Below are 13076 nucleotides of genomic sequence, written 5' to 3'. Positions count from 1 at the left end.
CACCTTAATTTTTCTACCTTTTTGAGATTTCAGTAAACCACGGATGCGACTAGTCCGGATATCGATCCACCTAGAATGGCGCCCTTGTCCTCGGGTCGGGTTGGGTGTTTCATGCCGGACCCATTGCTTGCCAGCTGACCGAGGCCCTTGCGATGTGTGTTTCTCCCCAGGTTGACAGGTTGATGGTGAAGCCCCGCCTGCTGATCTTCTGCGGCACGACGTTGATCGGGAGGTTCTGGTCGTGGGCCGCGTCGATCCCAGACAGGGATGCAGTGACCTGCGGCACCTCCGAAAAAACCCGCGAGAATGTCACCGGAACTTCGACAGACCGGTCGCAGTCCCCGCTCCACATGTGGCCCTCGCCTAGAGCAGGTGGGGGACCCGTCAAGCGCAGTGCCGGACCGGATGGGGAGGGGGATCACCCGGCTGCACGAAGCCCTTGGGCGCAGGACGCCGGGGACACCCATTCCGGTCCGAACAGCAGCGGGCTTTACGGGGGAACCGGCGGTTTCCAAGACCGGGACGGAGCGGCGTTCGGCTTGCCCGAACCCCGACGGCCCTAACCATGGAAAAGATCGCCTGACCGGCCAGAGCGAAGCGGCGACCGGGCAGCCTCCCGCCGGTGGTCGCCAAGTCGAATGGCGGCTTTCGGTCACGACAGTTCCGCTTCAGAGCGGTCGCAATTAGATGCAGATCGACGGCTTTCCCATGAAACTCTGAAAGGAAGATGCCTCCAACACACTGAATAATATCATTATTTTTATGTTGCTTTCCATACTGAGATAGTGAAACGATATTGCTACGAGTTCAGCTTCGAACTCCCGATATGGGCAATAAGGCCCCTTAGGTACCTAGGAGATCCTAGCACCTGAGGGGCCTTTTTGCGTTTTCGGCCAACGAGAAAACAACGGGGAATGATGCAATGAAAAGACGAGACTTTCTTGGACGAACGGGCGCACTCGGCGTTGCTGGCTTGACCGGGGGGCTTTCTGCCCCAGCGCTTCTGCTTGGCGCGCGCCCTGCCTACGCCGTTGGCGATGACATTCCGGTGGGGCTCTTGTTTTCGCTCACAGGTTCGGTGGCTGTGGTCGAGCACACACTGCACGATGCCGCTCTGCTTGCGATCGAAGAGATCAACGCCCAAGGCGGAATCCATGGGCGGATGCTGAGGCCTATCATCGAAGACCCGGCATCGGACCCGGCTACCTATGCCGACCGCGCCCGGAGACTGATGATCCGCGACAAGTGTGTCAGTGTATTCGGCTCCTACACCTCGGCCAGCCGCCAGGCGGTGCTTCCAGTGGTGGAGCAGCGCGACAATCTTTACTGGTATCCAACGCTTTATGAGGGCCGCGAATGCTCGCGAAACATTATGTATGGCGGTGCTGTTCCCAACCAGCAGCAGGACAATGTCATCGGCTGGGCGATCGAGAACTTCGGGCCGCGTTTCTACCTGATCGGCAACAACTACGTCTATCCCAAGGAAGAGAATAACTACTGCAAGAAGTTGCTGGCAGAACTGGGCGGTGAAGTCGTCCACGAGGAGTACGTGCCGCTCGGCCATTCCGACTTCAGCTCAGTCATCAATCGAATCCGCACGGAAAAGCCGGATGTGATCTTTGCCACAGTGGTTGGCGACTCCGACGTCGCCTTCGCTCGCCAATATCACGCAGCCGGATTCGATCCTGAAGAGATGCCTGTCATTAGCCTGACCCGCTCCGAGGTCGAGGTTCAGGCGATCGGTGGTGAGGCTGCTGCTGGTCACTTCTCGTCGGCACCCTACTTCATGGGGCACGCCACACCAGAAAACGAACGGTTCGTCGAATCCTATAAGAGCCGGTTCGGCGGCGACCAGGTGACCCATTTTGTCAGCGAGGCTGCCTATTTCCAAGTCTACCAATTCAAGGCCGCGTTGGAAAAACTCGATCCGTCCGACGTCACACCGCAGGCGATCCGAGATGCTGCCGTCGGCGTCGAATTGGCGGCACCTCAGGGCAAGGTTTTGATTGACGAGAACCTGCACACGCATCTGTGGCCGAAGGTAGCACAATGGCAGGCCGACGGTCAGGCCAATGTAATCCTGGAGTCGACCGAGCGCGTCGCCCCGAAACCCTACGCCGCCTACGACGGACAGACCTGCACCGGCTCTGGGCTGGTCAATGGCTGATCCAATTCTCCCGGTTGCAAGGCCGGGAGACCAAGACCGCTGCCGATGTCACCAAGAGGCGAGGGAAAGATTATGGACGTTATCATCAATCAACTGTTCTCGGGGCTAAGTATGGCCTCGATCCTGCTGATCATCGCATTGGGACTTGCGATCATCTACGGATCGATGGGGGTTATCAATCTTGCCCATGGCGAGTTTGTGATGCTGGGGGCCTACACGACCTGGGCGCTGCAACACTATCTTGGCTTCGGCATCCTGTTTGCACTTCCATTCGTATTTCTGGTCGTGGCGGCAATTGGCTGGCTTATCGAGCTGACAATTGTGCGGCGCCTTTATAGTCGACCGCTCGACACCATCCTAGCCACCTGGGGGATAGGTATTATCTTACAGCAGCTGGTCCGCATCGTGATCGGCCCGGAATCCCGTTTCGTACAAGGTCCAAAGATCTTGGGGGGCAATATCGAAATCGGGAGCCTAGTGATGTCGAATTACCGAATTTTCGTCATTTTCTTGTCCATCGGCGTTCTGGTTGCCACCTGGGCCTTACTGACACGCACTGAATTCGGCACCAAGTTGCGCGCTACCATCCAGAACCGAAATATCTCCGAGTGCTATGGAATCGAAACCCGGCGCATCTATTCACTAACCTTTGCATATGGCGCCGGTCTGGCCGGAATAGCCGGTGCTTTAATCACGCCTCTCTTCAGCACGATCCCGACGATGGGAACCAGCCTTGTCGTCGATGCGTTCCTTGTCGTGATCATCGGCGGACTTGGCAGCCTGCTAGGCGCGGCTGTGGCCTCGGTGATGATGGGCGAGGTGACCGCGATTTTTTCGATGGTGATAAACGACACGCTTGGACGGATCGCTGTGCTGGCCTGCGTCATTCTGCTGATCCGCCTTCGTCCCCGCGGACTGTTTCCCGAGAAAACCCGAGGCTGAGGCAACGACATGAGCAAGAAACTAAAAACCGATCTCAATACTTTCGCGCTATTCGCAGCTGTCATCCTGTTGGGCTTCCCAATCATCTTGGGTTTCGACGGCTACGAACTGAACACCTATTCGCGCTACCTGAGCCTTGGCATCGTTTCGATGGCGCTTGCTTTGTCATGGGGAACGGCCGGTCTGCTCAACCTTGGTCAGGCCGCAACTTTCGGCATCGGGTCGTATATCATGGCGATGCATCTTAAGTTAAAGGCCAGTCAGAGCGGCCTGCCCGACTTCATGGGCTGGAACAATGTCGAGAGCCTGCCATGGTTCTGGGTTCCGTTCCATTCTCTGCCCTTCACTCTAGTTGCTGGGCTATTGGTGCCTGCGCTGGTCGGTGGGCTTATCGCTGTTTTCATGTTCCGGGCGCGGATCTCCGGTGTGTTCGTCGCGGTCATCACCTTGGCGTTCCTGGTCGCTTTCCAGCTGCTAGTCATCGAACAGCAGGGATTCACAGGGGGTCAAAACGGATTGACCGGGCTCGCACCGCTGACGATCTTCGAGTGGACGGTCGATACCTACAGCGCACAATTCTACTATTTGGTTGCTGGCTGCCTGATCGTTGCTGTTCTGATTGGTCTCTATTTGGTGCACAGCAAGTTCGGCCTGATTCTGCGCGCCATTCGTGAGGACGCGATCCGTGTCAGGTTCTTCGGCTACAATGTCGCGACCTACGAGACGATGGTCTTTTGCATCTCGGCGGCCCTCGCGGGGTGGGCCGGAATGCTCTACGTTCTGGTGCTCGAATTTGCGTCGCCGACCTACATGAGTGTTTCCTTCAGCCTTGCCATCGTCATCTGGTGCGCAGTCGGTGGGCGTGAATCCGTGATCGCCGCTGCCTTTGGTGCGATTATCGTGAACATCCTCGAGGGACGCCTGTCTGACGTCTTCGTTGAAGGCTGGAATCTGATCCTTGGCGCCGGTTTTGTACTGGTCGTCCTTTTCATGCCGAGAGGTTTGCACGGGGTGATCGCAGGCGCTGGTCGCTTGCTATCCAGCCGAAACACCAGGGGAAGTTCGAGCGCAAAAGTTGCCAAAGGACCTAATCGAAGCCAGACCAAAGGAGCCCTCTGATGGCACTTCTTGATATCACCGATCTGCATGTCGTGTTTGGTGGCCTCCGCGCCGTGGACGGCTTCGACCTTACGGTGGACCAGGGTGAAATTCTTTGTCTGCTGGGTCCCAATGGCGCTGGAAAATCGACCACCCTCGACCTGATCTGCGGCAAGACCCAACCGACTGGCGGTTCAATTCAGTTCGAGGGCAAAGAGATCTCGAACATGCTCGAATTCCAACGCGCACGCCGCGGAATTGGTAGAAAATTCCAGGTTCCATCAGTCTTCAAAGAACTGACGGTTGACGAGAATTTGGAAGTTGCACGCTCCAAGCGATATGGCCTGTTGCAGACGCTTTCGAGCTTTGGACGCCGTAAGAGCTCTGAGACTGAATGTATCCTCGAACTTGTCGAACTAGGCGCAAAACGCGACCAGCTTGCCGGAAACCTGTCACACGGCGAAACACAGTGGCTCGAAATTGCGATGCTGATCGCGCAAGATAGTAAGCTGATCCTGATGGATGAACCTACCGCCGGGATGACCATCCAGGAAACCGACAAAACGGCAGAGATTTTCAAGACCCTGCGCTCGGCTCACGCCCTGATAGTTGTTGAACACGACATGTCCTTCGTTCGCCAAGTGGCCGACCGGATCACGGTTATGGCCCAGGGGAAGAAGTTGGCAGAGGGATCGATCGCCGAGATCGAAACCAACGAGGCCGTCAAATCCGCCTATTTGGGACATTGAACCATGAGCATCCTTCAAGTCGCGAACCTCTACTCCTACTACGGCAAAAGCCCGGTACTGCAGGACCTATCATTCAAGATGGAACAGGGGGAATTCCTATCAATCCTGGGTCGCAACGGGGTCGGAAAGACCACGCTTCTGAAGTCGATCATGGGGCTGACCGACAGAACGTCGGGCAGGCTCATATTCGATGGTCACGAAATTCTCGACTCCAGACCATACGAACGCGCCCGATTGGGCATCGGTTACATTCCGCAGGGCCGTGAGATCATCCCGCGTTTTACCGTTCGCGAGAACATTGTGATGGGCACTTACGCGAGGACGGACGGCCAGCGCACTATCCCGGATTATCTCCTCGATCTGTTCCCGATCCTGCGCGAGTTTCTGAACCGGCGTGGAGGCGATCTGTCCGGTGGCCAACAGCAACAACTTGCCATCGCTCGGGCTTTGGCGATGGAACCCAAGATCCTTGTCCTCGACGAACCAACCGAGGGAATTCAACCGAATGTCGTGAAGCAAATCGAGGAAGCCATCGTTCACCTCAATCGCGACCGCGGCATCAGCATCGTTCTGGTTGAACAAAACATCCCATTCGCCCGCGCCGCATCAGACCGTTTTATCGTGATGGACAAGGGGCGCATAGCAATGACGGGTACCAAAGATGACCTGACGCACGACGTCATCGAAAGGCACCTGACGTTCTGATCCGTTTTGAATTCTCAATCCAATTCACACCCGCACAAGAAAGGAATCCGACATGCGACATGGTGATATATCCAGTAGCGACAACACAGTCGGCGTGGCCGTCGTCAACTACAAGATGCCCCGACTGCACACCAGGGCCGAAGTTCTGGAGAACGCTGAAAAAATCGCCGACATGATCGTCGGCATGAAACAGGGTCTGCCAGGCATGGATCTAGTGATCTTCCCGGAATACAGCACTCAGGGCATTATGTACGATCCCGGCGAAATGATGGAGACCGCCGCAGTCATCCCTGGCGACGAGACCGAGGTCTTTGCGCGGGCCTGCCGCAAAGCTAATACTTGGGGCGTGTTCTCGCTGACTGGTGAAAGGCACGAAGAGCATCCGCGCAAGAACCCCTACAACACGCTCATTTTGATGAACAACAAGGGCGAGATCGTGCAGAAGTACCGCAAGATCCTGCCCTGGTGTCCGATTGAGGGGTGGTGCCCTGGCGGCGAGACATTCGTGGCCGAGGGCCCAAAGGGACTGAAGATTAGCCTGATCATCTGCGATGACGGCAACTATCCCGAGATTTGGCGCGACTGTGCCATGAAGGGCGCCGAGCTGATCGTGCGCTGTCAGGGTTACATGTATCCGGCCAAGGACCAGCAGGTCATTATGGCCAAGGCGATGGCCTGGGCGAATAACTCTTATGTTGCGGTCGCAAATGCAGCCGGGTTTGATGGCGTCTACAGCTACTTCGGACACTCGGCGATCATTGGTTTCGATGGTCGAACATTGGGCGAATGCGGCGAGGAAGAGATGGGCATTCAGTATGCTCAGCTTTCCATTCCAGAAATTCGTGATGCGCGCGCCAACGACCAGTCACAGAACCACCTCTTCAAACTCCTGCACCGGGGATACACCGGTGTTCACGCATCTGGTGACGGTGACAAAGGCGTAGCGGACTGCCCATTCGAGTTCTATCGAAATTGGGTGAACGATGCGAAAGCGACACAGGAGCAGGTCGAGAAATTGACTCGCTCTACCATTGGGGTAGCTCAATGCCCGGTCGGCAACTTGCCAACCGCCGCAAAGGAAAAGGAGGCGGGCTGAGACGCCCCGGCGGCTTGGCGCTATTCTCCCGTGGCGCCAAGCCCAAGGTGTTCCCGAAAATCCGCGATGCCATTCCTGACTGATCGTATCCAAGACACAGAGCGTGAAATGCGCCAGAAGCGCGCGCTAGATGAAGAAAACTGCATATCCGCGCGCGGGCACAGTGGAAGCCCACGACTCGCTTCGTCGCGCTTTGGTTTCGATGTCGCGGGTATTGAGGCCGAACTTCGCGCCCACATCATTGGGCAGGATCATGTCATTGATGAACTCATCCGGTATCTCAGGACAATTTCGGCTGATATAGGTGACCCTCGCAGGCCACTTGCCTCCGTAATGTTCACCGGCCCCACCGGCGTCGGCAAGACCGAAACCGTGCGTTTGCTCGCACGTGCACTGTACGGTGATGCGGATGCGGTTTGTCGCGTCGACATGAATACGCTGGCCCAAGAGCATTATGCTGCTGCGCTTACGGGCGCCCCGCCTGGCTATGTCGGATCCAAAGAAGGGACGACGATCCTCAACCAAGAAAAGATTGAAGGTAGCCGAAACCTACCTGGCATCGTGTTGTTTGACGAACTAGAGAAAGCCAGCGATGAGGTTGTCCTCGCGCTACTCAATGTATTCGACAATGGTATGCTGACTGTTGCGTCAGGCGAACGAACCATTTCGTTTCGAAACTCGATCGTGTTTATGACGAGCAATCTGGGTACAAAAGAGCTCGACCGCCTGCGCAACCGCAGACGGTTCCTCCAGGGAATTCCGCCGAAGTCAAATAGAGCCCGTGTCCACGACATCATGATAAATGTCCTGCTCCGGCGCTTCCCGCCGGAATTCATCAATCGGATTGACCATATCGAAACATTCAACTGGATCAGCGCCCAACAGATACCGGACATACTGGCGGTTGAGGTTGAAAGACTGAACGCCCGGCTGCGCAAACACTCCTGCCAGATCAAGCTTGATCGTACTGCGATCGATTTTCTCGCCAAGAAGAGTTACGATGAGCGGTTCGGAGCGCGGGGCATTCGGCGGACAGTCCGAAAACACCTGGATTTCCCCCTTGCCGACTACCTACTCGACTCTGTCGGTCAAGAAGCGGAAACTATCGGTGATATTCGACTTCTTGCGCGCTTGGAGGGAACTCGAATAATATTCGAACGTATGCATGAAAGGCAACATCGGTGACCAAACTAGACACTTGGCGAGTTGGAATTCTCTTTTCGACTTCGGGCGTCACCTCCATTATCGAGAAATCGCAACTCAATGGCGCTCTGCTCGCGATTGACGAGATCAACTCCGCTGGTGGTGTGCGGGGGCGAACAATTGAACCGGTTGCCTACGATCCGGGCTCTGTCGTCAAACGATACGGCGAACTCGCTGAAAGGTTGATCGTCGATGACAAGATAAACGTGATCTTCGGATGCTACATGTCTTCGACACGGAAGGAAGTTCTTCCCATTGTCGAACGGCGAAACGCGCTGTTCTTTTATCCCACATTGTATGAAGGCTTCGAGTATTCGTCGAATGTCATGTATGGCGGTGCAACTCCAAACCAAAATAGCGTCCCGCTTGCGAATTACCTCATGGAGACCTTTGGCAAGCGCATATACTTTGTTGGATCTGACTACATCTACCCCCGCGAGTCGAACCGGGTCATGCGGAACGTCATCCGCCAAGGCGGTGGAGAAGTCGTTGGGGAAGAATACGTACCGCTGACCGCCGGAGTCGCCCGTTTCAAAAGCGTGATTTCGAACATCCAAAAAGTGAAGCCCGACGCAATTTTTTCGACGGTTGTCGGCCAGGGCTGCATCAATTTCTATTCTGCTTACCACAAAGCCGGAGGTCGCGGAATTGAATGTCCCATTGCAAGTTTGACGACCAACGAGGGAGAAATTGCCGAGATAGGTGCCGAGGCCTCTGTCGGGCATATCACCGCGGCGCCCTATTTCCGGTCGATCGATTCCGAAGCAAACCGGAAATTCCTCGACAGCTACAGGAACAAGTTTGGCACGATTTCAGACGTAACTAGCTGCTGCGAAGCTTCCTACTGCCAGATGCATATGTTCGCGCGTGCGTTGAGCGAATGCGGGGAGCTGGATACCGACGCGCTGCGCGATGCCCTGCTCGGGATGACTTTTCAGGCGCCTCAAGGCGAGATCAAGATCGATCCGGACAATAATCACACCTACCTTCAGTCCCGGATTGCGATTGTCGACGAGAACGGCGAGTTTGATATCAAGAACATGGTAAGGCACATGATCAAGCCTGATCCCTACCTGGTCTATCCGGAAATTGACGACTGGAGCCTACGCACACTCGAAATAGCCGAGAGGCACCGCAGCGGATGAGCGACTTCATCAACAATCTGCGTGATCTGAATGTTGGGGTGATGCATCCGCGAGACAAGACAGCGGATGCATTGTTGCGTCAGATCCACCGTATCGGTTGCGGCTTTGAGTCCATATGGCCAATTCCTTCAATGCTGCCTGAAAACATTGATATTCTTTTTGTGGACGTGGACGAGACAAGCCCGCTTGAAATCAAACCTATACTTAGCAAACATAAAGGTGAGCTACCTGCCATCGTCGCAATGATAGAGTATGAAAATCCTTCAGTTCTTGAGGGGCTTTTCGAGATCAAAGCCAATGCGGTCATCACCAAACCCGTCAGAGCTGCCGGGGTAATGAGCTCAATTCTGATGGCGCGACAGTTTTGGTCGGAACAACGTCGCTTCGACAAAGAAATAAGCAAGATTCGAGCTCGGCTCGACAATCTACAAAAGCTTAATGACGCAAAATTTATCCTGATGCGCCACCATGGGATAGACGATAAGGATGCATACGCCATCATTCGCAAGCAAGCGATGGCAAAGCGGGTGACAACAGTCGAGATCGCGCAATCCATTATCAATGCCGACGGTATATTGAGGGATTTCGGAAAGGGCTAAACGCCAGAACTATGGACGACCGTGCAGATCGATGCATTCGTACTTCAGGTTTCGACAGAGCCGCTCGATGAAGTAGTGGGGCACCACCCCTTGACGTCCATTGAGTTGCGGAAGCCTGAGCGGCGCAACCGGTCGATTCAGGCGAAAGACCCAAGCTGCGAGCCCCGGCGAGCGGTGATGTTCTCGGGCGAGCCGTTCAGGGTGATGGCCTCAACCAGAGCCTCGACCCAGGAGTCTGGCGCCAGCCTGTTTGAGGTGCGCATACCAGCACCTTGGCAATGCGCCAGTCTTTGCCCGGAACCGCAATGATTCGGGCCTACCGCATTGATGGATAGGACATGTCGGCCGCCCGGACCCAGCTGAGTAGGGCCACCCGCCCCACTTTCGCCCCGAAATTCGGCGAATTGTTCGTCCGTTTTGACATCTCTGATCTTCTTCTCGTTGAAGACCAGCAGATAACAGATCTTAGCCAAGGTCAGTGTCCGTTACCAAGGGGCTGGCCCGTCAGCAACTTTCTAGAACAAGGCATTGACGTCCCGCAGCAAGGGCTTGCTGTCCGGCAAGGCCATGTCCTTGGATTGGTTCAGCGATTTCAGTGGATCTCGCCGAAGCACATGTATTTGAGTTCGAGGTAATCTTCGGCTCCGTATTTGGAGCCTTCGCGGCCCTGACCCGATTGCTTGACGCCGCCAAAGGGGGCGACTTCCGTCGAGATCAACCCGGTGTTGATGCCGACCATGCCAGTCTCAAGGCGCTCGGCGACGCGCCAAACGCGGGATATGTCCTTGGCATAAAAGTAACCGGCAAGGCCGAAGTCCGTATCATTCGCCAGTTCGACAGCTTCTTCCTCCGTTTCGAACTCAAAGAGCGGCGCAATCGGCCCAAAGGTCTCTTCGTACTGCACCTGCATACCGCGGGTCACATCGGTGACGACGGTCGGTTCGAAGAAAGTCCCTCCAAGAGAATGCCGGTTGCCGCCTGTCGCAATTCTCGCACCTTTGGAAATTGCATCCGAGAGATGAGCTTCGACCTTCGACAGGGCGGCCTCATTGATCAATGGACCGATCGCTACACCTTCCTCGAAGCCATCCCCGACAGACAGCGCCGACACGCGCTTTGCGAGTTTCTCGGAGAATTCCTTGTAGACACCCGATTGAACGTAGATCCGATTGGCGCAGACGCATGTCTGACCGGCGTTCCGGTACTTAGCGACCAGCGCGCCCTCAACAGCGGCATCGACATCTGCGTCGTCGAACACGATGAACGGCGCGTTGCCCCCAAGCTCCATCGAGACTTTCTTGACCGTGGAAGCCCCCTGCTCCATCAGAATTTTCCCAACACGGGTGGAGCCGGTAAAGGTGATCTTGGCCACCTTGGGGTTGGCGCAAAGCTCCTTGCCGATAGCGGATGCGTCGCTGCTCGGGATCACGCTGAACACGCCTTTTGGAATTCCGGCGCGTTCGCCCAGCACAGCCATGGCCAGGGCAGACAGCGGCGTCAGTTCGGCGGGGCGCGCAACAAAGGTGCAGCCAACGGCGAGCGCAGGCGCAACCTTGCGGGCAATCATCGCATTAGGGAAGTTCCAGGGCGTGATCGAGCCGACGACACCGACCGGTTGCTTCAGGACCACAATGCGCTTGTCGGGCAGATGGCCGGGGATCACATCCCCGTAGATGCGTTTAGCCTCTTCAGCAAACCATTCGACATAGGACGCACCATACATGATCTCGCCCTTGGCCTCGGCCAGAGGCTTACCCATTTCAGCGGTCAGGATAGCGGCCAGATCGTCGATGTTCTCGACCATCAGATCATGCCACTTGCGCAGGATCGCACCGCGCTCCTTGCCTGTCTTGGCCGCCCAGGACGCCTTGGCATCGTAAGCACCGTCGATGGCGAGCGTGACGTCTTCGACGCCAAGGTCGGTCACATCCGCAATCTTGTCCCCGGTCGCAGGATTGAAGACCGGAAAGCTGCTGCCGTTCTCGATCCAGTGCCCATTTACATAGGCGCGGGTCTCGAAAAGTGCAGGATCGTTCAGCTTCAGCATGATCAGTTCTCCCGCGCGGCAGCTATCGACGCTTCAAGAATGTCGAGCGCCTCGGCAAAGACTTCATCCTGAATGGTGATCGGGGCGAGGAAGCGAATGACGTTGCCATAAACGCCGCAGGTTAGAAGAATGAGGTTGCGCTTGAGAGCCTCGGTGCGAACCTTCTGCGTGAATTCAGGGCTGGGGGCTGAGCCATTCGGGGTGTTAAATTCAGCAGCCACCATGAAACCGGGTCCGCGAATATCGACGATTTCCGGAGTTGTGGCACGGATTGATTCAAGCCGCTGGCGCAGACGCGACCCCAGCTCATTTGCACGTGCGCAGAGGTCTTCTTCCTCGATGACATCAAGAACAGCATGGGCCGCCGCAATCCCGAGCGGGTTGCCGCCGTAGGTTCCACCAAGTCCACCAGGGCCGGCCGCATCCATGATCTCGGCCTTGCCGGTGACGGCCGCGAGCGGCAAGCCACCCGCGAGACCTTTCGCCATCGTGGTCAGATCGGGTGCGACGCCATAGCCATCCATGGCAAAGAGGTTGCCTGTGCGCGCGAAGCCAGTCTGGATCTCGTCCGCGACCATCACAATCCCATGCTCATCACAAAGCGCGCGGATCCCACGTACAAGTTCGGCAGGAGCAGGATAGAAACCGCCCTCCCCCTGTACCGGCTCAAAGATGATCGCCGCGACCCGCCAGGGATCGAGGTCTGCCTTGAAGAGCTTGTTCAGGGCATTCATCGAATCTTCCGTGGAAACCCCATGCACGCCGATCGGGAACGGCACGTGATAGACGTCGGGCATCATCGCCCCGAAACCTTGTTTGTAAGGTACTACTTTGCCGGTGAGGCTCATGCCCATGAATGTGCGGCCATGAAAGCCGCCCCCGAAGGCAATGACCGCCGGACGGCCAGTGTAAGCACGCGCCACTTTGATCGCGTTCTCGACCGCTTCGGCGCCGGTCGTCACGAAAACAGTCTTCTTCTCGAAATCGCCGGATACGCTCGCGTTCAAGCGCTCAGCAAGCCGCACGTAGTTCTCGTAAGGCAGCACCTGGTGACAGGTGTGGGTGAAAGAACCCATCTGCCGCTCCACTGCTGCCATGACCTTTGGATGGCAGTGGCCGGTGTTCACGACGGCAATACCTGCGGCGAAATCGATATAGCGATTTCCCTCCACATCCCAAACTTCCGAGTTTTTTGCCCGGTCAGCGTAGATCTGGGTTTGCATTCCGACGCCGCGAGAGATGGCTTTGTCTTTGCGAGTGCTGATTTCCGCGTTCAACATGGTTTTCTTCCTTTTCGAATCAGGGCGACGAGGCCTGCTTTTCGT

The 13076-nt window shown here is 56.2% G+C and carries 13 protein-coding genes; 9 read left to right on the top strand and 4 right to left on the bottom strand.

Translation table 11 applies throughout. The features are described from left to right. Nucleotides 1-109: 109 nt before the first annotated feature. Nucleotides 110-352: an H-type lectin domain-containing protein gene (locus tag EU803_RS15535; RefSeq protein WP_129684493.1), complete on the bottom strand. Its 243-nt coding sequence runs from the start codon at nucleotides 350-352 to the stop codon at nucleotides 110-112. Between the two features lie 570 nt (nucleotides 353-922). Between EU803_RS15535 and EU803_RS15530 the strand changes: the two genes are divergently transcribed. The 9 genes from EU803_RS15530 (at nucleotide 923) to EU803_RS15490 (ending at nucleotide 9704) form a co-directional block, all read left to right on the top strand. Beyond that, a complete protein-coding gene (locus EU803_RS15530) occupies nucleotides 923-2167 on the top strand; it encodes a transporter substrate-binding domain-containing protein (protein WP_129684491.1) in 1245 nt (414 codons plus the stop codon). A gap of 72 nt (nucleotides 2168-2239) precedes the next feature. Further along, a complete protein-coding gene (urtB, locus tag EU803_RS15525) occupies nucleotides 2240-3109 on the top strand; it encodes an urea ABC transporter permease subunit UrtB (RefSeq protein WP_129684489.1) in 870 nt (289 codons plus the stop codon). 9 nt (nucleotides 3110-3118) lie between these two features. Next, entirely contained in the window at nucleotides 3119-4228 is a 1110-nt protein-coding gene (gene urtC / locus EU803_RS15520; protein WP_129684487.1) for an urea ABC transporter permease subunit UrtC, read from the top strand. Next, nucleotides 4228-4956 (top strand): urea ABC transporter ATP-binding protein UrtD, encoded by a 729-nt coding sequence (gene urtD, locus EU803_RS15515; protein WP_129684485.1) that lies wholly within the window; start codon nucleotides 4228-4230, stop codon nucleotides 4954-4956. Before urtC ends, urtD begins: the two co-directional genes overlap by 1 nt. Nucleotides 4957-4959: 3 nt before the next feature. After that, on the top strand, nucleotides 4960-5661 hold the full coding sequence (gene urtE / locus EU803_RS15510) for an urea ABC transporter ATP-binding subunit UrtE (protein WP_129684483.1): 702 nt from the start codon (nucleotides 4960-4962) through the stop codon (nucleotides 5659-5661). Nucleotides 5662-5713: 52 nt separating this feature from the next. Further along, complete coding sequence (locus EU803_RS15505; RefSeq protein WP_129684481.1) at nucleotides 5714-6757, top strand: aliphatic amidase; 1044 nt, start codon at nucleotides 5714-5716, stop codon at nucleotides 6755-6757. Between the two features lie 108 nt (nucleotides 6758-6865). After that, nucleotides 6866-7942, top strand: coding sequence for an AAA family ATPase (locus EU803_RS15500; RefSeq protein ID WP_242494392.1), 1077 nt, complete (start codon nucleotides 6866-6868; stop codon nucleotides 7940-7942). Continuing rightward, nucleotides 7939-9105 (top strand): transporter substrate-binding domain-containing protein, encoded by a 1167-nt coding sequence (locus tag EU803_RS15495; RefSeq protein WP_129684477.1) that lies wholly within the window; start codon nucleotides 7939-7941, stop codon nucleotides 9103-9105. The genes EU803_RS15500 and EU803_RS15495 overlap by 4 nt, the downstream gene beginning before the upstream one ends. Beyond that, nucleotides 9102-9704 (top strand): ANTAR domain-containing protein, encoded by a 603-nt coding sequence (locus tag EU803_RS15490; RefSeq protein ID WP_242494391.1) that lies wholly within the window; start codon nucleotides 9102-9104, stop codon nucleotides 9702-9704. The genes EU803_RS15495 and EU803_RS15490 overlap by 4 nt, the downstream gene beginning before the upstream one ends. 137 nt (nucleotides 9705-9841) lie before the next feature. Here EU803_RS15490 and EU803_RS18745 read toward each other — a convergent pair whose 3' ends face one another. The 3 genes from EU803_RS18745 to EU803_RS15480 all read right to left on the bottom strand — a co-directional run bounded on the left by EU803_RS18745 (nucleotide 9842) and on the right by EU803_RS15480 (nucleotide 13031). Continuing rightward, complete coding sequence (locus EU803_RS18745; protein WP_207209217.1) at nucleotides 9842-10177, bottom strand: hypothetical protein; 336 nt, start codon at nucleotides 10175-10177, stop codon at nucleotides 9842-9844. Between the two features lie 119 nt (nucleotides 10178-10296). Further along, nucleotides 10297-11751 carry an NAD-dependent succinate-semialdehyde dehydrogenase gene (locus EU803_RS15485; RefSeq protein WP_129684475.1) on the bottom strand — a complete coding sequence of 485 codons (1455 nt, stop codon included), beginning with the start codon at nucleotides 11749-11751 and terminating at the stop codon, nucleotides 10297-10299. A 2-nt stretch (nucleotides 11752-11753) separates the two neighbouring features. After that, entirely contained in the window at nucleotides 11754-13031 is a 1278-nt protein-coding gene (locus EU803_RS15480) for a 4-aminobutyrate--2-oxoglutarate transaminase (protein ID WP_129684473.1), read from the bottom strand. Nucleotides 13032-13076 lie beyond the last annotated feature (45 nt).

It is taken from the genome of Loktanella sp. IMCC34160, from assembly GCF_004145845.1.
In the GTDB taxonomy this organism is placed as follows: Bacteria; Pseudomonadota; Alphaproteobacteria; order Rhodobacterales; family Rhodobacteraceae; genus SELP01.
This window is presented reverse-complemented; position numbering and strand designations above follow the sequence as displayed.